Below are 20,764 nucleotides of genomic sequence, written 5' to 3' on the forward strand. Positions count from 1 at the left end.
CCCGAACTCAGCAGTGAAACGATGCATCGCCGATGGTAGTGTGGGGTTTCCCCATGTGAGAGTAGGTCATCGTCAAGATTCAATTCCGAAACCCCTATCTGCGTGAGCAGGTAGGGGTTTTGTCTTTTCCGCATCTCGCGTTTCCAATCGTTATCCTTCATTTTTGCCAGTGTTCGAAGCTTACGGGCATGGCTATCATTGCGGCCTTACCACAGGCGCCGAGTTGGCTATGTCACCATTACTGGATTTGCTTAAAGACGGTCAGTTTCACTCGGGCGAAGTACTTGGCGAAGTCCTGGGGGTTAGCCGTAGCGCTGTGTGGAAACAGCTTCAGCAGTTGCAGGCAGAGCTTGGCATCGAGGTGCACAAGGTTCGTGGCAAAGGTTATCGTCTGGCTGACCCGATCTCTTCGTTGTGCCTGGAGGCAGTGAGGGCAGGAGCACCTGCTGGCTGGGACGTACGTATCATGCAAAGCGCTGATTCCACCAATGCCCAGGCACTGCACGCCATAGCCAAGGGATGCCCACTGCCGCTGCTGGTGCTGGCAGAGCGTCAGACTGCAGGCAGAGGGCGACGAGGCAGGCCGTGGGTGAGCCCGTATGCACAAAACCTCTATTACAGCCTGGCGCTGCGCATAGAGGGCGGTATGACGCGTTTGGAAGGATTGAGTCTGGTTGTCGGTCTTGCCGTGGTACGAGCCCTGCATGCGCAAGGCGTGAGCGAGGCAAGACTCAAGTGGCCCAACGATATCCTGGTGGGAGACAAGAAGCTGGCAGGGATACTGCTGGAGCTGGTCGGTGACCCCAGTGACGTGTGTTACGTGGTGATCGGTATCGGTATCAACGTGAACATGAAGCTGAATACCGAGGTGGATCGACCTTGGACGTCCATGCGTCTGCAGCGCATGAGTCTGGTGGACCGCAATGTTCTGGTTACCGAGCTCACTGACCAATTGCAGTGTTACCTGGAGCGTCATGCAGTGTCCGGCTTCGAGCAGTTGCGCGAGGAATGGGAGGCCCTTCATGCTTGGCAGGGCAGGTCGGTGGTACTCAGTGCCGGTTTGAAAGCCATTGAGGGCCAGGTACTTGGAATAGACGGACAAGGTGGCCTGCGGCTCGCGGTGGACGGAGCAGAGCAGGTATTCAATGGCGGAGAGCTGAGTCTGCGACTTGCAGCAAACGACCAGCCCTTAGCGGCTTCTGACCAAGGCGAGGAAAGATGATGCGCTGGCTGGTACTGCTTCTATTGGTGCTCAATGTGTTTTATGCCGGGTGGCACAACCAGGAGTTGCCGGTACGACCAAAGGAATTCGAGCCGCTCTCTACCTACAAAGGCGAGCGGCACAACATCCAGCTGCTCAACGAAAAGCCTGCGAGTGAGCACTGACTGACTTGCGCTGCGTGTGCCTGCAGGTCTGAATGCCCAAGGCACGACTTGCAATGACTCGTGTATCGAGGGCCCAGCAGGGGCTCAATGAATTCAATAACTTAAAACGTAAAATAATCGTATCCAGGGTATTGCAAGGGTGTAATGGTTTGCATAGAATGGCGCCCGCTTCACAGCGATGGTGCGAATGCCCGGCGATGTGAAACGGCTGTCAATGTAGCTAACCTCAAGATTTTAATGAGAAAAAGCTTGACAGCAAGGTGGCATAGCGTAAAATGCCGCCACGTTAAGGAGGGGTTCCCGAGCGGCCAAAGGGATCAGACTGTAAATCTGACGTCTACGACTTCGAAGGTTCGAATCCTTCTCCCTCCACCATTTTTAGCGTGAGCCGCAAGCTCCGCGGGTATAGTTTAGTGGTAGAACCTCAGCCTTCCAAGCTGATGATGCGGGTTCGATTCCCGCTACCCGCTCCAAGTTTGCTGTTTGTGCATGGTTTCAAGCTCTTGTAGCTCAGTTGGTAGAGCACACCCTTGGTAAGGGTGAGGTCAGCGGTTCAAATCCGCTCAAGAGCTCCATTTTTGCAAGGCAGATATGAAAATATCTGCCTTTGTTTTAATGGTAGACGTGTCTTGCTCCTGTGGGCATTGCAGGTCTCTGCTGTTGGCATCTTGGGTTGTGAGGTCCATGCCAGGTGAAGTGTTATCTTCTCTTGTGCAATTCGGAAGTCCAATCAGGTGTTGAAATAGCTTTCCCGGGTCGGCATAATGTTCGGCCTGATTTGTTTTAGGTCAGTAGCTCAATTGGCAGAGCGACGGTCTCCAAAACCGTAGGTTGGGGGTTCGATTCCCTCCTGACCTGCCAGATTCACACGGTGTGTCTGGCTTTCTTTTCACAGGATCCTCCTAGATGACTCCCAAGGCTGAAGCCCCAGAATCTCGTTTCGATCTGCTGAAGTGGCTCGTTGTTGTCGCTTTGGTCGTGGTTGGCGTGGTTGGTAATCAGTACTACTCCGCGTCGCCGATCCTGTACCGGGTGCTTGCACTTCTTGCCATTGCTGCTGTGGCTGCCTACGTGGCTCTGCAGACCGCCAAAGGCAAGTCGTTCTTCGTCCTGGCAAAGGAAGCGCGCACCGAAATCCGTAAAGTCGTTTGGCCGACTCGCCAAGAGACCACACAGACCACGCTGATCGTAGTTGCGGTCGTTCTGGTCATGGCGTTGCTGTTGTGGGGGCTAGATTCCCTGCTCGGCTGGCTTGTTTCCTTGATTGTTGGCTAAGGGTGTCCCGTGGCTAAGCGTTGGTACGTTGTGCATGCTTACTCGGGTTACGAGAAGCATGTTATGCGCTCTTTGATCGAGCGTGTAAAGCTGGCTGGTATGGAAGACGGTTTTGGCGAAATTCTCGTCCCCACTGAAGAAGTGGTCGAGATGCGAAATGGCCAAAAGCGTAAAAGTGAACGCAAGTTCTTTCCAGGCTATGTGCTGGTGCAGATGGACATGAACGAAGGCACTTGGCACTTGGTCAAGGACACGCCTCGGGTCATGGGTTTCATCGGCGGCACGGCGGACAAGCCGGCTCCGATCACAGACAAGGAAGCTGAAGCTATCCTGCGTCGTGTTGCTGATGGTAGCGACAAGCCCAAGCCCAAGACGTTGTTCGAGCCAGGCGAAGTGGTTCGCGTCACCGATGGTCCGTTCGCGGATTTCAACGGTACCGTCGAAGAAGTCAACTACGAAAAGAGCCGGATCCAGGTCGCGGTGCTCATTTTCGGTCGCTCTACTCCGGTAGAGCTCGAGTTCAGTCAGGTCGAAAAAGTCTGATTGGAAACGGATCCCATACCCCGCAGGCGTAAGCTGCGGGGTTTTGTCGTCACTGGGATAAAACGCAAGCAACTGGGGAGCCGCAAGGCGCTCGTACCCAATAGTGGAGTAGCTCATGGCTAAGAAAATCACGGCTTACATCAAGCTGCAAGTAAAGGCCGGCCAGGCCAACCCTAGCCCGCCCGTCGGCCCGGCCCTCGGCCAGCATGGCGTGAACATCATGGAATTCTGCAAGGCCTTCAACGCCCGTACTCAGGGTCAAGAAGCCGGCTTGCCGACTCCTGTAATCATCACTGTCTACAGTGACCGTAGCTTCACCTTCGAGACCAAAAGCACCCCTGCTTCGGTACTGCTGAAGAAAGCTGCTGGCCTGACCAGCGGCTCCGCCCGTCCGAACACCGTCAAAGTCGGTACCGTGACTCGCGCTCAGCTCGAAGAAATCGCTAAAGCCAAGAATGCGGACTTGACTGCCGCTGACATGGAAGCAGCCGTGCGTACCATCGCCGGTTCTGCTCGCTCCATGGGCCTCAACGTGGAGGGTGTGTGATGGCTAAGCTGACCAAGCGCCAAAAAGCTATTGCTTCCAAGATCGAAGCAGGCAAGCTGTACAACTTCGAAGATGCGGCTGCGCTGCTGACCGAACTGTCCACCGTCAAGTTCAGCGAATCCGTTGACGTGGCTGTGAACCTGGGCGTCGACCCACGTAAATCCGACCAGGTCGTACGTAGCGCTACCGTGCTGCCACACGGCACTGGCAAGACCGTACGTGTTGCCGTGTTCACCCAGGGTCCTGCTGCCGAAGCCGCTCTGGCTGCCGGTGCAGACCGCGTTGGCATGGACGACCTGGCTGCCGAAATGAAAGGCGGCGACCTGAACTATGACGTCGTCATTGCATCCCCGGATGCCATGCGCGTAGTAGGTCAGTTGGGTCAGATCCTCGGTCCACGTGGCCTGATGCCTAACCCGAAAGTCGGCACCGTGACGCCAGACGTCGCCAACGCCGTCAAGAATGCCAAGGCTGGTCAGGTTCGCTACCGCACCGACAAGAACGGCATCATCCACACTTCCGTTGGCAAGGTCGGCTTCGACGCCGTCAAGCTGAAGGAAAACGTTGAGGCCCTGATCGCTGATCTGAAGCGTATCAAGCCAGCTTCCTCGAAAGGTATCTACGTCAAGCGCGTTACCCTGAGCACCACCATGGGCCCAGGTCTGGTCATCGACCAAGGATCGCTGGACGCGTAAGACTTTGCCGATGGCTCGGGCGACCGGGCCATCGGCTGAAAAATTGGGGTCCCTGCCTGGCGGGGGCTATCCAAGACCGTAGGCGACGCAAGTCTTAAACCACAAGCCTACGCAGATGGTGCTCCCGGTTCCTTACCGAATCAGACACCAAAACGACATCCGGCCTCGGTTGGATGAAACGGTAACAAGCAGGAGTTGAACCCGTGGCAATTAAACTTGAAGACAAGAAGGCCATCGTCGCTGAAGTCAACAAGGCTGCCCAAGTTGCTCTGTCCGCTGTCGTGGCTGATGCCCGTGGCGTAACAGTAGGCGCTATGACCGGACTCCGTAAAGAGGCTCGTGAAGCTGGCGTATACGTACGTGTCGTACGTAACACCCTGCTCAAGCGCGCCGTTGCAGACACTCCTTACAGTGTTCTGAACGACGTGTTCACTGGCCCGACCTTGATCGCCTTCTCCAACGAACATCCAGGTGCTGCTGCCCGTTTGTTCAAGGAGTTCGCTAAAGGTCAGGACAAGTTCGAGATCAAGGCAGCTGCGTTCGAGGGTAACTACCTCGCAGCTAACCAAATCGACGTGCTGGCAAGCTTGCCGACCCGTGACGAAGCCATTTCCCAGCTGATGAGCGTGATTCAAGGCGCTACCAGCAAACTGGCTCGTACTCTGGCGGCCCTTCGCGACCAGAAAGAAGCTGCAGCAGCCTGAGGCTGAGCGACTTCTCTCTACGTTTATTGTTTATTTCGATGGCCGCCTAGGCCGTCACCCCAATACAGGAATTTATAGTCATGTCTCTGACTAACGACCAAATCATCGAAGCAATCGGCGAGAAATCCGTTCTGGAAATCGTTGAGCTGATCAAAGCGATGGAAGAAAAGTTCGGCGTTTCGGCTGCTGCCGCTTCCGCCGGTCCAGCTGCTGGTCCAGCTGCCGTTGTTGAAGAGCAAACTGAATTCAACGTCATGCTGCTGGAAGCTGGCGAGAAGAAAGTAAACGTCATCAAGGCAGTTCGTGAACTGACCGGTCTGGGCCTGAAAGAAGCCAAGGCTGTTGTTGACGGCGCTCCTGCCATGGTTCTGGAAGCTGTTGCCAAAGACGCAGCCGACAAAGCCAAAGCAACGCTGGAAGAAGCAGGCGCCAAAGTCGAGCTCAAGTAAGCATCGACCTTGCGTCTCCAGCCCGAGCGTCAAGCGAAAGGCTGATGGCTGGTGGCTCATGCCACCGGCCTTTTTCCGTTACTGGCAGTCGATCAGGTCGACGCCGGCAACGCGCTGTAACCACCCGAGGGTGGCGCAAACCACGGGGTTTGCACGATTTTCTGGCTGCTCCCGTCGGGAGAAGCCACAAGCAGGTGACCAAGCTGGGGAACGCTGATGGCTTACTCATATACTGAGAAAAAACGTATCCGCAAGGACTTTAGCAAGTTGCCGGACGTCATGGACGTACCGTACCTCTTGGCTATCCAGCTGGATTCGTATCGCGAATTCTTGCAGGCGGGCGCGACCAAGGACCAGTTCCGTGATGTCGGTCTGCATGCGGCCTTCAAATCCGTTTTCCCGATCATCAGCTACTCCGGCAACGCTGCTCTGGAGTACGTTGGTTATCGTCTGGGCGAACCGGCCTTTGACGTCAAAGAGTGCGTACTGCGTGGCGTGACCTACGCCGTGCCGCTGCGTGTAAAAGTGCGCCTGATCATTTTCGACAAAGAATCGTCGAACAAAGCGATCAAGGACATCAAAGAGCAGGAAGTCTACATGGGGGAAATCCCCCTGATGACCGAGAACGGTACCTTCGTAATCAACGGTACCGAGCGCGTTATCGTTTCCCAGCTGCACCGTTCGCCAGGTGTGTTCTTCGACCACGACCGTGGCAAGACGCACAGCTCGGGCAAGCTGCTCTACTCGGCCCGTATCATTCCTTACCGTGGCTCCTGGCTGGACTTCGAGTTCGATCCGAAAGACTGTGTATTCGTCCGTATCGACCGTCGTCGCAAGCTGCCTGCCTCGGTGCTGCTGCGCGCCCTGGGTTACAGCACCGAGGAAGTCCTCGATGCGTTCTACACCACCAACGTATTCCACGTGCAGGGCGAGCAGCTCAGCCTGGAACTGGTGCCCCAGCGCCTGCGCGGTGAAATCGCCGTTCTCGACATCGTCGACGACAAGGGCAAGGTCATTGTAGAGCAGGGCCGCCGTATCACTGCCCGGCACATCAACCAGATCGAAAAGGCCGGCATCAAGCAGCTGGAAGTGCCACTGGACTACGTCCTGGGTCGCACCACGGCCAAGGCCATCGTGCACCCGGCCACCGGTGAGATCCTGTGCGAGTGCAACACCGAGCTGACCACCGAACTGCTGCTCAAGATCGCCAAGGCGCAGGTCGTTCGCATCGAGACGTTGTACACCAACGACATCGATTGCGGTCCGTTCATCTCCGACACCCTGAAGATCGACTCCACCGGCAATCAGCTTGAAGCCCTGGTGGAAATCTATCGCATGATGCGTCCAGGCGAGCCGCCAACCAAGGATGCTGCCGAGACCCTGTTCAACAACCTGTTCTTCAGCCCTGAGCGCTATGACCTGTCTGCGGTCGGCCGCATGAAGTTCAACCGTCGTATCGGTCGTACCGAGATCGAAGGTTCGGGTGTATTGAGCAAGGAAGACATCGTTGCCGTATTGAAGACCCTGGTCGACATCCGCAACGGCAAAGGCATCGTCGATGACATCGACCACCTGGGCAACCGTCGTGTTCGCTGCGTGGGCGAAATGGCCGAGAACCAGTTCCGTGTTGGCCTGGTGCGTGTAGAACGCGCGGTCAAGGAACGTCTGTCGATGGCCGAAAGCGAAGGCCTGATGCCGCAGGACCTGATCAACGCCAAGCCAGTGGCTGCCGCGGTCAAGGAGTTCTTCGGTTCCAGCCAGCTGTCGCAGTTCATGGACCAGAACAACCCGCTGTCCGAGATCACCCACAAGCGTCGCGTCTCCGCGCTCGGCCCTGGTGGTCTGACCCGCGAACGTGCAGGCTTCGAAGTGCGTGACGTTCACCCGACGCACTATGGTCGCGTGTGCCCGATCGAAACGCCGGAAGGCCCGAACATCGGTCTGATCAACTCCCTGGCGGCCTATGCGCGCACCAACCAGTACGGCTTCCTGGAAAGCCCGTACCGTGTGGTGAAAGACGCTCTGGTCACCGACGAGATCGTGTTCCTGTCCGCCATCGAAGAAGCCGATCACGTGATCGCTCAGGCTTCGGCCACGATGAACGACAAGAAGGTGCTGATCGACGAGCTGGTAGCCGTACGTCACTTGAACGAATTCACCGTCAAGGCGCCGGAAGACGTCACCCTGATGGACGTTTCGCCCAAGCAGGTCGTGTCGGTAGCCGCATCGCTGATTCCGTTCCTCGAGCACGACGACGCCAACCGTGCGTTGATGGGTTCGAACATGCAGCGTCAGGCTGTACCTACCCTGCGTGCCGACAAGCCGCTGGTCGGTACCGGCATGGAGCGTAACGTTGCCCGTGACTCCGGCGTTTGCGTCGTGGCTCGTCGTGGCGGCGTGATCGACTCCGTCGATGCCAGCCGTATCGTGGTCCGGGTTGCCGATGACGAAGTCGAGACTGGCGAAGCCGGTGTCGACATCTACAACCTGACCAAGTACACCCGCTCGAACCAGAACACCTGCATCAACCAGCGTCCGCTGGTCAACAAGGGTGACGTGGTTCAGCGCAGCGACATCATGGCCGATGGCCCGTCCACCGACATGGGTGAACTGGCGCTGGGTCAGAACATGCGCATCGCGTTCATGGCGTGGAACGGCTTCAACTTCGAAGACTCCATCTGCCTGTCCGAGCGTGTGGTTCAGGAAGATCGCTTCACCACGATCCACATCCAGGAACTGACCTGTGTGGCCCGTGACACCAAGCTTGGCCCAGAGGAAATCACTGCCGACATCCCGAACGTGGGTGAAGCGGCGCTGAACAAGCTGGACGAAGCCGGTATCGTTTACGTAGGTGCCGAAGTCGGCGCCGGCGACATTCTGGTCGGCAAGGTGACGCCTAAAGGCGAAACCCAGCTCACGCCGGAAGAAAAACTGCTGCGCGCGATCTTCGGCGAGAAGGCCAGCGACGTTAAGGACACCTCCCTGCGCGTGCCTACCGGCACCAAGGGTACCGTCATCGACGTACAGGTCTTCACCCGCGACGGTGTCGAGCGTGATGCTCGTGCTCTGTCGATCGAGAAGAGCCAGCTGGACGAGATCCGCAAGGACCTGAACGAAGAGTTCCGTATCGTTGAAGGCGCGACCTTCGAACGTCTGCGCTCGGCCCTGATGGGTCAGATCATCGAAGGCGGCGCTGGCCTGAAGAAAGGCACCGAGGTGACCCACGAGGTCCTCGACGGTCTGGAGCATGGTCAGTGGTTCAAGCTGCGCATGGCCGAAGACGCGCTGAACGAACAGCTCGAGAAGGCTCAGGCCTACATCGTCGATCGTCGCCGTCTGCTGGATGACAAGTTCGAAGACAAGAAGCGCAAGCTGCAGCAAGGCGATGACCTGGCTCCGGGCGTGCTGAAGATCGTCAAGGTCTACCTGGCCATTCGCCGTCGCATCCAGCCGGGTGACAAGATGGCCGGTCGTCACGGTAACAAGGGTGTGGTTTCCGTGATCATGCCTGTCGAGGACATGCCGCACGACGCCAACGGTACGCCGGTGGACGTGGTACTCAACCCGCTGGGTGTACCTTCGCGTATGAACGTTGGTCAGATTCTTGAAACCCACCTGGGCCTCGCGGCCAAGGGTCTGGGCGAGAAGATCAACACCATGCTCGAAGAGCAGCGTAAGGTAGCTGATCTGCGCAAGTTCCTGACCGAGATCTACAACGAGATCGGTGGCCGTCAAGAACAGCTGGAAACCTTCTCCGACCAGGAAATCCTGGATCTGGCGAAGAACCTCAAGGGCGGCGTTCCAATGGCTACCCCGGTGTTCGACGGTGCCAAGGAAAGCGAAATCAAGGCCATGCTGAAATTGGCCGACATGCCGGAAAGCGGCCAGATGCAGCTTTTCGACGGTCGTACCGGCAACAAGTTCGAGCGTCCGGTTACCGTTGGCTACATGTACATGCTGAAGCTGAACCACTTGGTGGACGACAAGATGCACGCGCGTTCCACTGGTTCTTACAGCCTGGTTACCCAGCAGCCGCTGGGTGGTAAGGCGCAGTTCGGTGGTCAGCGTTTCGGGGAGATGGAGGTGTGGGCGCTGGAAGCATACGGCGCGGCATACACCCTGCAAGAAATGCTCACAGTGAAGTCGGACGATGTGAACGGTCGTACCAAGATGTACAAGAACATCGTGGACGGCGATCACCGTATGGAGCCGGGCATGCCCGAGTCCTTCAACGTGTTGATCAAAGAGATCCGTTCTCTGGGTATCGATATCGATCTGGAAACCGAATAACACGTGACGCGAATCGGGAGTGGACGGCTACCGTCCACTCCCTGCTCCGCCAGGAGGAAAGGCCTTGAAAGACCTACTGAATTTGCTGAAAAACCAGGGTCAAGTCGAAGAGTTCGATGCGATCCGCATCGGCCTCGCGTCGCCTGAGATGATCCGTTCGTGGTCGTTCGGTGAAGTTAAAAAGCCGGAAACCATCAACTACCGTACGTTCAAGCCTGAGCGTGACGGCCTGTTCTGCGCCAAGATCTTTGGCCCGGTCAAGGACTACGAGTGCCTGTGCGGTAAGTACAAGCGCTTGAAGCACCGTGGCGTGATCTGTGAGAAGTGCGGCGTCGAAGTCGCGCTGGCCAAGGTTCGTCGCGAGCGCATGGCTCACATCGAACTGGCTTCGCCGGTCGCTCACATCTGGTTCCTGAAATCGCTGCCGTCCCGTATCGGTCTGCTGATGGACATGACCCTGCGTGATATCGAACGCGTTCTCTACTTCGAGAGCTACGTCGTTATCGATCCGGGCATGACTACCCTTGAAAAGGGCCAGCTGCTGAACGACGAGCAGTACTTCGAAGCACTCGAAGAGTTCGGTGACGACTTCGACGCCCGCATGGGTGCCGAGGCCGTCCGCGAGCTGCTGCACGCCATTGACCTGGAACACGAGATCGGTCGCCTGCGCGAAGAGATTCCGCAGACCAACTCGGAAACCAAGATCAAGAAGCTGTCCAAGCGCCTGAAGCTGATGGAAGCTTTCCAGGGCTCCGGCAACCTGCCTGAGTGGATGGTGTTGACCGTTCTGCCGGTTCTGCCGCCAGATCTGCGTCCACTGGTTCCACTGGATGGCGGTCGTTTCGCAACGTCCGACCTCAACGATCTGTATCGTCGAGTGATCAACCGTAACAACCGTCTGAAGCGCCTGCTGGATCTGTCGGCTCCCGACATCATCGTGCGCAACGAAAAGCGCATGCTGCAGGAAGCTGTGGATGCGCTGCTCGACAACGGTCGTCGCGGTCGTGCCATCACTGGTTCGAACAAGCGTCCTCTGAAATCCCTGGCTGACATGATCAAGGGTAAGCAGGGTCGTTTCCGTCAGAACCTGCTCGGCAAGCGCGTTGACTACTCGGGTCGTTCGGTAATTACCGTAGGCCCGACCCTGCGCCTGCACCAGTGCGGTCTTCCGAAGAAGATGGCTCTGGAACTGTTCAAGCCGTTCATCTTCGGCAAGCTGGAAATGCGTGGTCTGGCGACCACCATCAAGGCCGCCAAGAAGATGGTCGAGCGCGAGCTGCCAGAAGTGTGGGACGTACTCGCCGAAGTCATTCGCGAACACCCCGTGCTGCTCAACCGCGCACCGACCCTTCACCGTCTGGGTATCCAGGCGTTCGAGCCGGTATTGATCGAAGGCAAGGCCATCCAGCTGCATCCGCTGGTCTGCGCCGCGTACAACGCCGACTTCGACGGTGACCAGATGGCGGTTCACGTACCGCTGACCCTGGAAGCCCAGCTCGAAGCTCGTGCGCTGATGATGTCGACCAACAACATCCTGTCGCCAGCCAACGGTGAGCCGATCATCGTTCCTTCGCAGGACGTTGTACTGGGTCTGTACTACATGACCCGTGAAGCGATCAACGCCAAGGGCGAAGGCCGTATCTTTGCCGACCTGCAGGAAGTCGACCGCGTTTTCCGCGCCGGCGAAGCTGCCCTGCACGCCAAGATCAAGGTTCGTATCAACGAAACCGTCAACGATCGTGATGGCGGCAGCGTGAGCGGCACCCGTATCGTCGACACCACTGTCGGCCGTGCGCTGCTGTTCCAAGTCGTGCCTAAAGGCCTGTCCTTCGACGTCGTCAACCTGCCGATGAAGAAGAAGGCGATCTCCAAGCTGATCAACCAGTGCTACCGCGTGGTAGGTCTGAAAGAGACCGTGATCTTCGCTGACCAGTTGATGTACACCGGTTTTGCCTACTCGACGATTTCGGGTGTTTCCATCGGCGTTAACGACTTCGTTATCCCGGATGAGAAAGCTCGCATCATCGGTACTGCGACCGACGAAGTGAAAGAGATCGAAAGCCAGTATGCGTCCGGCCTGGTAACCCAGGGCGAGAAGTACAACAAGGTGATCGACCTCTGGTCCAAGGCCAACGACGAAGTGTCCAAGGCAATGATGTCGAACCTCTCGAAAGAGAAGGTCATCGATCGTCATGGCAACGAAGTCGACCAGGAATCGTTCAACTCGATGTACATGATGGCTGACTCCGGTGCCCGGGGTTCGGCTGCTCAGATTCGTCAGTTGGCCGGTATGCGTGGCCTGATGGCCAAGCCGGACGGCTCGATCATCGAGACGCCGATCACCGCGAACTTCCGTGAAGGTCTGAGCGTACTTCAGTACTTCATCTCCACTCACGGTGCTCGTAAGGGTCTGGCGGATACCGCCTTGAAGACTGCGAACTCCGGTTACCTGACTCGTCGTCTGGTAGACGTGGCGCAGGATCTGGTGGTGACCGAGGTCGATTGCGGTACCGAACACGGCCTGCTGATGACCCCGCACATCGAAGGCGGCGACGTCGTCGAGCCTCTGGGCGAGCGCGTACTGGGTCGAGTGATCGCCCGTGACGTGTTCAAGCCAGGCACCGACGAAGTCATCGTTCCAGGCGGTACGCTGGTAGACGAGAAGTGGGTTGAATTCATCGAGCTGAACAGCATCGACGAAGTCATCGTGCGCTCGCCGATCAGCTGCGAAACCCGCTACGGTATCTGCGCCAAGTGCTACGGTCGTGACCTGGCTCGCGGGCATCAGGTGAACATCGGTGAAGCGGTCGGCGTTATCGCTGCCCAGTCCATCGGTGAGCCGGGCACCCAGCTGACCATGCGTACGTTCCACATCGGTGGTGCGGCAAGCCGGACCTCGGCTGCAGACAGCGTCCAGGTGAAGAATGGCGGCACCGTCCGTCTGCACAACCTGAAGCACGTAGAGCGTGCCGACGGCAACCTGGTAGCCGTGTCGCGTTCCGGTGAGTTGGCGATTGCCGACGAATTCGGTCGTGAGCGTGAGCGTTACAAACTGCCGTACGGTGCAGTGATTTCGGTGAAGGAAGGCGACAAGGTCGACGCTGGCGCCATCGTGGCCAAGTGGGATCCGCACACTCACCCAATCGTCACCGAGATGAAAGGTACCGTGACCTACGTAGGCATGGAAGAAGGCATCACGATCAAGCGTCAGACAGACGAATTGACCGGCCTGACCAACATCGAAGTACTCGATGCCAAGGATCGTCCAGCGGCGGGTAAGGAAATTCGTCCAGCTGTGAAGATGGTCGGCGTCGATGGCAAGGATCTGCTGCTGCCGGGTACCGACGTACCGGCCCAGTACTTCCTGCCAGCCAACGCCCTGGTCGGCGTGGCGGATGGTGCGCAAGTGGGTGTGGGTGACGTTATCGCCCGTATCCCGCAGGAAACATCGAAGACGCGTGACATCACCGGTGGTCTGCCGCGTGTTGCCGACCTGTTCGAAGCGCGTCGTCCGAAGGAAGCTTCGATTCTGGCGGAAGTCAGCGGCACCATTGCGTTCGGTAAAGAGACCAAGGGCAAGCGCCGTCTGGTCATCACTCCGAACGACGGTACCGATCCGTACGAAGAGCTGATTCCGAAGTGGCGTCACCTGAACGTCTTCGAAGGCGAACAAGTGAACCGCGGCGAAGTGATCTCCGACGGTCCAAGCGATCCACACGACATCCTGCGTCTGCTGGGTGTGAGTGCGCTGGCCAAGTACATCGTCAACGAGATTCAGGACGTATACCGTCTGCAAGGCGTGAAGATCAACGACAAGCACATCGAGACGATCCTGCGTCAGATGCTGCGCAAGGTTGAGATCTCCGAGTCGGGCGACAGCAGCTTCATCAAGGGCGACCAGATGGAACTGACCCAGGTACTTGGCGAGAACGAGCGTTTGAGCGGTGACGACAAGTTCGTTTCCAAGTTCACCCGTGTTCTGCTGGGTATCACCAAGGCGTCGTTGTCCACCGAATCGTTCATCTCGGCGGCTTCCTTCCAGGAAACCACTCGAGTGCTGACCGAAGCGGCGGTTACCGGCAAGCGCGACTACCTGCGCGGCCTGAAGGAAAACGTGGTCGTGGGTCGTCTGATCCCGGCCGGTACCGGTCTGGCGTATCACAGCGAGCGCAAGCGTCGTCGTGAACTCGACAAACCAACCCGCGTCAGCGCCAGTGAAGTTGAAGCTGCGTTGACCGAAGCGCTGAACTCAAGCGGTAATTGAGACCAGCGGTAGTGATGACAGGGCCTCGGTAGCCCTTGCAGGCTCCGCAACGACACGAAAGTCGCGGCGGAGTGGGCAGGGGAGGCCGGGGCCTTGTCTTGACTGGGGACGAGATCCTCTTTAGACTCTTGTACCCCTAAATTTGGCGGGATTGATTCCTGCCATTTTTGCTTTTCTTGCAAGACAATAGCGTCGCAAGACAACAGTGGAGCTAGTAGATGGCAACTATCAACCAGCTGGTACGTCAGCCGCGTAAGCGTATCGTCGAGAAATCCGACGTACCTGCGCTGCAGAACTGCCCGCAACGTCGTGGCGTGTGCACCCGTGTGTACACCACCACGCCGAAAAAACCTAACTCGGCACTGCGTAAAGTATGCCGTGTGCGTCTGACCAACGGTTTCGAGGTTTCCTCGTACATCGGCGGTGAAGGCCACAACCTGCAAGAGCACAGCGTGGTACTGATCCGCGGCGGTCGTGTAAAAGACTTGCCAGGTGTTCGTTACCACACCGTTCGCGGCTCCCTGGATACCTCCGGCGTCAAAGGTCGTAACCAAGGTCGTTCGAAGTACGGTACCAAGCGTCCGAAGTAATCGGCGTTTGCGGAATACTGCAGTTATCTATTTTTCTGAGTCGATAAGAGTAAGGTCGGGCCTGTCCCGAGCTAACCTGAAGACCGTTTGAGGGCTTATCCATGCCAAGAAGACGCGTAGCAGCCAAGCGCGAAGTGCTTGACGATCCAAAATACGGCAGCCAGATCCTGGCCAAGTTCATGAACCACGTGATGGAAAGCGGCAAGAAAGCCGTTGCCGAGCGTATCGTTTATGGCGCGCTGGACAAGGTTAAAGAACGCAAGAACAGCGACCCCCTGGAAATCTTCGAGAAAGCTCTCGACGCCATCGCTCCGCTGGTCGAAGTGAAGTCGCGCCGTGTAGGCGGTGCTACTTACCAGGTTCCGGTCGAAGTTCGTCCGTCCCGTCGTAACGCTCTGGCAATGCGCTGGCTGGTAGACTTCGCGCGCAAGCGCGGTGAAAAGTCCATGGCTCTGCGCTTGGCCGGCGAACTGCTGGACGCTGCCGAAGGCAAAGGTGCTGCAGTTAAGAAGCGTGAAGACGTTCACCGTATGGCTGAAGCCAACAAAGCGTTCTCGCACTACCGCTTCTAAATTCGGCGTCACTTATTTTGCGAGGGCTTTATGGCTCGTACAACTGATATCAATCGCTACCGTAACATCGGTATCGTCGCTCACGTGGATGCGGGTAAAACCACCACCACCGAGCGCGTCCTGTTCTATACGGGCGTGAACCACAAGATGGGCGAGGTGCATGATGGCGCCGCGACCATGGACTGGATGGTGCAGGAGCAGGAGCGGGGTATTACCATTACTTCCGCTGCTACTACCGCGTTCTGGGAAGGCTCCAACAAGCAGTTCCCACGGCACCGCTTCAACATCATCGATACCCCCGGCCACGTTGACTTCACTATTGAAGTAGAGCGTTCGCTGCGTGTACTCGACGGTGCGGTCGTGGTGTTCTGCGGTACCTCCGGTGTCGAGCCTCAGTCCGAAACCGTATGGCGTCAAGCCAACAAGTACGGTGTTCCACGTCTCGTCTACGTGAACAAGATGGACCGTGCCGGTGCCAACTTCCTGCGCGTGATCGGTCAGATCAAACAGCGCCTGGGTCACACCCCGGTGCCGATTCAGCTGGCCATCGGTGCAGAAGACAACTTCCAGGGCCAGATCGATCTGATGTCCATGGAAGCGGTCTACTGGAACGACGCTGACAAAGGCATGGCTGCACGCCGTGAGCCGATCCCTGCCGAGCTGCAGGAACTGGCTGACGAATGGCGCAGCAACATGGTCGAGGCTGCGGCCGAAGCCAGCGAAGAGCTGATGAACAAGTACCTCGAAGGTGAAGAACTCACCAACGACGAAATCAAGGCCGCTCTGCGTCAGCGTACCATCGCTGGTGAAATCGTCCTGGCTGTTTGCGGTTCCTCGTTCAAGAACAAGGGCGTTCCCCTGGTTCTGGATGCGGTCATCGACTACCTGCCGGCCCCTGTCGACATTCCTGCCATCAAGGGTTCCGATCCGGATGACGAGACTGTGGCCATGGAGCGTCATGCAGACGACAGCGAGCCGTTCTCGGCTCTGGCGTTCAAGATCGCTACCGACCCATTCGTGGGTACCCTGACCTTCGCCCGTGTCTACTCGGGTGTGTTGAGCTCCGGCGACGGCGTGATCAACTCGGTCAAGGGCAAGAAAGAGCGCGTGGGTCGTATGGTGCAGATGCACGCAAACACCCGCGAAGAGATCAAGGAAGTACGCGCTGGCGACATCGCGGCCTTGATCGGCATGAAAGATGTCACCACCGGTGACACCCTGTGCTCGGCCGACAAGCCGATCATCCTGGTTCGCATGGACTTCCCGGAGCCGGTAATCTCGGTTGCCGTTGAGCCCAAGACCAAGGATGACCAGGAAAAAATGGGTATCGCACTGGGCAAGCTTGCTCAGGAAGACCCGTCTTTCCGCGTCAAGACCGATGAAGAGACTGGTCAAACGATCATCTCGGGTATGGGTGAGTTGCACCTGGACATTCTGGTTGACCGCATGCGCCGCGAGTTCAACGTAGAAGCCAACATCGGTAAACCGCAGGTTTCCTACCGTGAGAAGATCACGAAGGCCTGTGAGATCGAAGGCAAGTTCGTTCGTCAGTCCGGCGGTCGTGGTCAGTTTGGCCATTGCTGGATCCGTTTTGCTCCTGCTGACGAAGGTCAGGAAGGTCTGCAGTTCGTGAACGAAGTCGTAGGTGGTGTTGTTCCGAAGGAATACATCCCGGCGATCCAGAAGGGTATCGAAGAGCAGATGAAGAACGGCGTCGTTGCCGGCTATCCGCTGATCGGCCTGAAGGCGACCGTTTTCGATGGCTCTTACCACGACGTCGACTCCAACGAGATGGCGTTCAAGGTGGCTGCCTCCATGGCGACCAAGCAGCTGGCCTCCAAAGGCGGCGGTGTTGTGCTTGAACCGATCATGAAGGTGGAAGTTGTAACACCTGAGGACTACATGGGTGACGTGATGGGAGACCTGAACCGTCGTCGTGGTCTGATCCAGGGTATGGAAGATACGGTGTCCGGCAAGGTTATCCGTGCCGAGGTTCCGTTGGGCGAAATGTTCGGTTATGCGACCGATGTTCGTTCCATGTCCCAGGGTCGCGCGAGCTACTCTATGGAATTCTCCAAATACTCCGAGGCTCCGTCGAACGTCGTCGAAGCTATCGTTAAAAAACAAGGCTGATTCAGCCCCTTAGGCTAGGAGTTTATTGTCGTGGCTAAAGAAAAATTTGATCGTTCCCTACCTCACGTCAACGTCGGCACCATCGGCCACGTTGACCACGGTAAAACCACTCTGACCGCTGCTCTGACTCGCGTCTGCTCCGAAGTTTTCGGTTCGGCTCGTGTTGACTTCGACAAGATCGACAGCGCACCAGAAGAAAAAGCTCGTGGTATCACCATCAACACCGCGCACGTCGAATACAACTCGACCATTCGTCACTACGCTCACGTTGACTGCCCAGGTCACGCTGACTACGTGAAGAACATGATCACCGGTGCTGCCCAGATGGACGGCGCTATCCTGGTCTGCTCGGCCGCTGATGGTCCGATGCCACAAACCCGTGAGCACATCCTGCTGTCCCGTCAGGTAGGCGTTCCGTACATCGTGGTCTTCCTGAACAAGGCTGACCTGGTAGACGACGCTGAGCTGCTGGAACTGGTCGAGATGGAAGTTCGTGACCTGCTGTCCACCTACGACTTCCCAGGCGACGACACTCCGATCATCATCGGTTCGGCTCGTATGGCTCTGGAAGGCAACGACGAAAACGAAATGGGCACCACTGCCGTTCGTAAACTGGTTGAAACTCTGGACAGCTACATCCCAGAACCAGTTCGTCTGACCGACAAGCCGTTCCTGATGCCAATCGAAGACGTGTTCTCGATCTCCGGTCGCGGTACTGTTGTTACCGGTCGTATCGAGCGCGGTATCGTTCGCGTACAGGATTCGCTGGAAATCGTTGGTCTGCGTGACACCACCGTCACCACCTGCACCGGTGTTGAAATGTTCCGCAAACTGCTCGACGAAGGTCGTGCTGGCGAGAACTGCGGCGTGCTGCTGCGCGGCACCAAGCGTGACGACGTTGAACGTGGCCAGGTTCTGGTCAAGCCAGGTTCGGTCAAGCCGCACACCAAGTTCACCGCAGAAGTCTACGTTCTGAGCAAGGAAGAAGGCGGTCGCCACACTCCGTTCTTCAAAGGCTACCGTCCACAGTTCTACTTCCGTACAACTGACGTGACTGGTAACTGCGAACTGCCAGAAGGCGTTGAAATGGTAATGCCAGGTGACAACATCCAGATGACTGTCACTCTGATCAAGACCATCGCAATGGAAGACGGCCTGCGTTTCGCTATCCGTGAAGGCGGTCGTACCGTCGGCGCCGGCGTCGTAGCCAAAATCATCGAGTAATCGTTGATCGCTTGAAAGAGCCCCCGCTTAGCGGGGGCTTTTTTATTGGGTTGACACTCGATAGGCGCGTCTATAGAATTGCGCCTCCTTTTAACGGGTGCATTGCGCCCGGTGGGAACAGCAGCCGGAGTCTGAAATCCAATGCAAAATCAGCAAATCCGTATCAGGTTGAAGGCTTTCGACCATCGCCTGATCGACCAATCCACCCAGGAAATCGTGGAAACCGCGAAACGTACTGGTGCTCAGGTGCGTGGTCCAATTCCACTCCCTACCCGTAAAGAGCGGTTCACTGTTCTGGTTTCCCCGCACGTCAACAAAGACGCGCGTGACCAGTACGAGATCCGTACTCATAAGCGCGTTCTGGACATCGTCCAGCCAACGGACAAAACCGTTGATGCGCTGATGAAGCTTGATCTTGCGGCAGGTGTGGAAGTGCAGATCAGCCTCGGCTAAGACTTGGGTCTTAGTCGTGTAACGCTCTGAAATGGGCGGCCATAGCGGGTGAAAGCCCCGTACACTCATGAGGTTTACAACATGACTATTGGTGTAGTCGGTCGTAAATGCGGTATGACCCGTATTTTCACCGAAGAAGGTGTCTCCATTCCGGTCACGGTCATTGAGATCGAGCCGAATCGCGTCACCCAGTTCAAAACTGAAGAAACTGATGGCTATCGTGCAGTGCAAGTCACTGTAGGCGAGCGTCGTGCTTCGCGCGTGACTGCTGCTCAGGCAGGTCACTTCGCCAAGGCGAACGTTGCTGCCGGTCGTGGCGTCTGGGAATTCCGCCTTGCAGAAGGCGAGTACCAGGCTGGCGACTTGATCAATGCTGAACTCTTCGCAGCGGGCCAACTGGTAGACGTTACCGGTCAGTCCAAAGGTAAAGGCTTTGCCGGTACCATCAAGCGTTGGAACTTCCGCGGTCAAGACAACACCCACGGTAACTCCGTTTCCCACCGCGTCCCTGGCTCCATCGGCCAGTGCCAGACTCCTGGCCGTGTATTCAAGGGCAAAAAAATGTCCGGTCATATGGGCGCTGAGCGCGTGACCGTGCAGTCCCTGGAAGTTGTGCGCGTCGACGCTGAACGCAATCTGCTGCTCGTCAAGGGTGCTGTTCCTGGCGCAACCGGCGGCAACCTGGTTGTGCGTCCGGCAGCCAAGGCTCGCGGTTAAGGGGAAGCGAAAATGCAATTAAATGTAAATGACGCTCAGGCGATCGAAGTTTCCGAACTGACTTTCGGCGGCGAGTTCAACGAGACACTGGTGCACCAGGCAGTCGTGGCCTACATGGCTGGCGGTCGTCAGGGCAGCAAGCAGCAGAAGACCCGTTCCGACGTTCGTGGTGGCGGTAAGCGCCCTTGGCGTCAAAAGGGTACTGGCCGCGCGCGTGCCGGTACTATCCGTAGCCCAATCTGGCGTGGCGGTGGTACCACTTTCGCAGCTCGTCCTCAGGATCACACCCAGAAGCTGAACAAGAAGATGTATCGCGCAGCACTGCGCTCCATCCTTGCTGAGCTGGTGCGTACCGATCGTCTGGTCGTGGTTCAGGACTTCGCTGTCGAAGCACCGAAAACCAAAGACCTGCTGGGCAAGCTGAATGGCATGGGCCTCACCGACGTTCTGATCGTATCGGACTCCGTCGACGAGAACCTGTACCTGGCTGCTCGCAACCTTCCGCACGTCGATGTACGTGACGTTCAAGGTTCCGACCCAGTTAGTCTGATCGCATACGACAAGGTGTTGATCACCGTGTCGGCCGTGAAGAAATTCGAGGAGCTGCTGGGATGAACCAGGAACGCGTATTTAAAGTTCTGCTTGGCCCGCACGTTTCCGAGAAGGCTACGGTTCTGGCAGACAAGAAAGGTCAGTTCGTTTTCAAGGTTGCTACCGACGCAACCAAGCTGGAAATCAAGAAGGCCGTCGAAAGCCTGTTCAGCGTGAAAGTAGAGCGTGTTACTACCCTGAACGTACTGGGTAAAAGCAAGCGCACTGCTCGCGGTCTGGGCAAGCGTAATGACTGGAAGAAGGCAGTTATCTCCCTTCAGCCAGGCCAAGATCTCGATTTCAGCAGCAGTGCTGAGTAAGGAAGGGGTGC

The 20,764-nt window shown here is 57.2% G+C and carries 18 protein-coding genes, 4 tRNA genes and 1 rRNA gene; all 23 read left to right on the forward strand.

What is annotated here, in order from left to right; translation table 11 throughout:
• Positions 1–78, forward strand: a 5S ribosomal RNA gene (gene rrf, locus AC788_RS22215); the annotation flags it as partial.
• A gap of 151 nt (positions 79–229) precedes the next feature.
• Complete coding sequence (gene birA / locus AC788_RS11460) at positions 230–1,222, forward strand: bifunctional biotin--[acetyl-CoA-carboxylase] ligase/biotin operon repressor BirA (protein ID WP_049860767.1); 993 nt, start codon at positions 230–232, stop codon at positions 1,220–1,222.
• Complete coding sequence (locus AC788_RS21865; RefSeq protein ID WP_177327965.1) at positions 1,219–1,386, forward strand: hypothetical protein; 168 nt, start codon at positions 1,219–1,221, stop codon at positions 1,384–1,386. Before birA ends, AC788_RS21865 begins: the two co-directional genes overlap by 4 nt.
• A 290-nt stretch (positions 1,387–1,676) precedes the next feature.
• Positions 1,677–1,761: transfer RNA gene (locus tag AC788_RS11465), tRNA-Tyr, on the forward strand.
• Between the two features lie 24 nt (positions 1,762–1,785).
• Positions 1,786–1,859, forward strand: a tRNA-Gly gene (locus AC788_RS11470).
• Between the two features lie 26 nt (positions 1,860–1,885).
• A tRNA-Thr gene (locus tag AC788_RS11475) sits at positions 1,886–1,961 on the forward strand.
• Positions 1,962–2,171: 210 nt separating this feature from the next.
• Positions 2,172–2,247: transfer RNA gene (locus AC788_RS11480), tRNA-Trp, on the forward strand.
• Positions 2,248–2,292: 45 nt separating this feature from the next.
• Positions 2,293–2,661 (forward strand): preprotein translocase subunit SecE, encoded by a 369-nt coding sequence (secE, locus tag AC788_RS11485; protein WP_043192508.1) that lies wholly within the window; start codon positions 2,293–2,295, stop codon positions 2,659–2,661.
• A 9-nt stretch (positions 2,662–2,670) separates the two neighbouring features.
• Positions 2,671–3,204, forward strand: coding sequence for a transcription termination/antitermination protein NusG (gene nusG, locus AC788_RS11490; RefSeq protein WP_010443972.1), 534 nt, complete (start codon positions 2,671–2,673; stop codon positions 3,202–3,204).
• A 115-nt stretch (positions 3,205–3,319) separates the two neighbouring features.
• Positions 3,320–3,751, forward strand: a complete 432-nt coding sequence (rplK, locus tag AC788_RS11495) for a 50S ribosomal protein L11 (protein ID WP_049860768.1) — start codon at positions 3,320–3,322, stop codon at positions 3,749–3,751.
• The gene (rplA, locus tag AC788_RS11500; RefSeq protein WP_043192511.1) at positions 3,751–4,446 is read left to right on the forward strand and encodes a 50S ribosomal protein L1; all 696 of its coding nucleotides are present in this window, start codon (positions 3,751–3,753) and stop codon (positions 4,444–4,446) included. The genes rplK and rplA overlap by 1 nt, the downstream gene beginning before the upstream one ends.
• Positions 4,447–4,649: 203 nt before the next feature.
• Positions 4,650–5,150 (forward strand): 50S ribosomal protein L10, encoded by a 501-nt coding sequence (gene rplJ, locus AC788_RS11505; protein ID WP_049860769.1) that lies wholly within the window; start codon positions 4,650–4,652, stop codon positions 5,148–5,150.
• A gap of 80 nt (positions 5,151–5,230) precedes the next feature.
• Entirely contained in the window at positions 5,231–5,599 is a 369-nt protein-coding gene (rplL, locus tag AC788_RS11510; protein WP_043192515.1) for a 50S ribosomal protein L7/L12, read from the forward strand.
• Between the two features lie 216 nt (positions 5,600–5,815).
• Positions 5,816–9,889: a DNA-directed RNA polymerase subunit beta gene (gene rpoB, locus AC788_RS11515; RefSeq protein ID WP_049860770.1), complete on the forward strand. Its 4,074-nt coding sequence runs from the start codon at positions 5,816–5,818 to the stop codon at positions 9,887–9,889.
• A 64-nt stretch (positions 9,890–9,953) separates the two neighbouring features.
• Positions 9,954–14,153 (forward strand): DNA-directed RNA polymerase subunit beta', encoded by a 4,200-nt coding sequence (gene rpoC, locus AC788_RS11520; RefSeq protein WP_043192517.1) that lies wholly within the window; start codon positions 9,954–9,956, stop codon positions 14,151–14,153.
• 218 nt (positions 14,154–14,371) lie between these two features.
• Positions 14,372–14,743, forward strand: coding sequence for a 30S ribosomal protein S12 (rpsL, locus tag AC788_RS11525; RefSeq protein ID WP_003186084.1), 372 nt, complete (start codon positions 14,372–14,374; stop codon positions 14,741–14,743).
• 101 nt (positions 14,744–14,844) lie between these two features.
• Positions 14,845–15,315: a 30S ribosomal protein S7 gene (gene rpsG / locus AC788_RS11530; protein ID WP_010490886.1), complete on the forward strand. Its 471-nt coding sequence runs from the start codon at positions 14,845–14,847 to the stop codon at positions 15,313–15,315.
• 30 nt (positions 15,316–15,345) lie between these two features.
• Entirely contained in the window at positions 15,346–17,448 is a 2,103-nt protein-coding gene (gene fusA, locus AC788_RS11535) for an elongation factor G (protein ID WP_049860771.1), read from the forward strand.
• Between the two features lie 30 nt (positions 17,449–17,478).
• The gene (gene tuf, locus AC788_RS11540) at positions 17,479–18,672 is read left to right on the forward strand and encodes an elongation factor Tu (protein ID WP_049860772.1); all 1,194 of its coding nucleotides are present in this window, start codon (positions 17,479–17,481) and stop codon (positions 18,670–18,672) included.
• Positions 18,673–18,813: 141 nt separating this feature from the next.
• On the forward strand, positions 18,814–19,125 hold the full coding sequence (gene rpsJ / locus AC788_RS11545) for a 30S ribosomal protein S10 (RefSeq protein ID WP_003186070.1): 312 nt from the start codon (positions 18,814–18,816) through the stop codon (positions 19,123–19,125).
• Positions 19,126–19,206: 81 nt separating this feature from the next.
• Positions 19,207–19,842 (forward strand): 50S ribosomal protein L3, encoded by a 636-nt coding sequence (rplC, locus tag AC788_RS11550; RefSeq protein ID WP_043192521.1) that lies wholly within the window; start codon positions 19,207–19,209, stop codon positions 19,840–19,842.
• A 12-nt stretch (positions 19,843–19,854) separates the two neighbouring features.
• Positions 19,855–20,457: a 50S ribosomal protein L4 gene (gene rplD, locus AC788_RS11555; RefSeq protein ID WP_043192522.1), complete on the forward strand. Its 603-nt coding sequence runs from the start codon at positions 19,855–19,857 to the stop codon at positions 20,455–20,457.
• Positions 20,454–20,753, forward strand: a complete 300-nt coding sequence (gene rplW, locus AC788_RS11560) for a 50S ribosomal protein L23 (RefSeq protein ID WP_002555488.1) — start codon at positions 20,454–20,456, stop codon at positions 20,751–20,753. The genes rplD and rplW overlap by 4 nt, the downstream gene beginning before the upstream one ends.
• The last annotated feature ends 11 nt before the right edge of the window (positions 20,754–20,764 follow it).

This window comes from Pseudomonas sp. RIT-PI-a, from assembly GCF_001187875.1.
Classification (GTDB): Bacteria; Pseudomonadota; Gammaproteobacteria; order Pseudomonadales; family Pseudomonadaceae; genus Aquipseudomonas; species Aquipseudomonas coleopterorum.

Excerpts from the sequence above, each read along its gene's own strand:
- rpoB (WP_049860770.1), top strand. The coding sequence starts at position 5,816 with ATGGCTTACTCATATACTGAGAAAAAACGTATCCGCAAGGACTTTAGC.
- rpsL (WP_003186084.1), top strand. The coding sequence starts at position 14,372 with ATGGCAACTATCAACCAGCTGGTACGTCAGCCGCGTAAGCGTATCGTC.
- rplK (WP_049860768.1), top strand. The coding sequence starts at position 3,320 with ATGGCTAAGAAAATCACGGCTTACATCAAGCTGCAAGTAAAGGCCGGC.
- rplD (WP_043192522.1), top strand. The coding sequence starts at position 19,855 with ATGCAATTAAATGTAAATGACGCTCAGGCGATCGAAGTTTCCGAACTG.
- rplC (WP_043192521.1), top strand. The coding sequence starts at position 19,207 with ATGACTATTGGTGTAGTCGGTCGTAAATGCGGTATGACCCGTATTTTC.
- rpsG (WP_010490886.1), top strand. The coding sequence starts at position 14,845 with ATGCCAAGAAGACGCGTAGCAGCCAAGCGCGAAGTGCTTGACGATCCA.
- rplL (WP_043192515.1), top strand. The coding sequence starts at position 5,231 with ATGTCTCTGACTAACGACCAAATCATCGAAGCAATCGGCGAGAAATCC.
- rplW (WP_002555488.1), top strand. The coding sequence starts at position 20,454 with ATGAACCAGGAACGCGTATTTAAAGTTCTGCTTGGCCCGCACGTTTCC.
- AC788_RS21865 (WP_177327965.1), top strand. The coding sequence starts at position 1,219 with ATGATGCGCTGGCTGGTACTGCTTCTATTGGTGCTCAATGTGTTTTAT.
- secE (WP_043192508.1), top strand. The coding sequence starts at position 2,293 with ATGACTCCCAAGGCTGAAGCCCCAGAATCTCGTTTCGATCTGCTGAAG.
- fusA (WP_049860771.1), top strand. The coding sequence starts at position 15,346 with ATGGCTCGTACAACTGATATCAATCGCTACCGTAACATCGGTATCGTC.
- rpsJ (WP_003186070.1), top strand. The coding sequence starts at position 18,814 with ATGCAAAATCAGCAAATCCGTATCAGGTTGAAGGCTTTCGACCATCGC.
- rplA (WP_043192511.1), top strand. The coding sequence starts at position 3,751 with ATGGCTAAGCTGACCAAGCGCCAAAAAGCTATTGCTTCCAAGATCGAA.
- birA (WP_049860767.1), top strand. The coding sequence starts at position 230 with ATGTCACCATTACTGGATTTGCTTAAAGACGGTCAGTTTCACTCGGGC.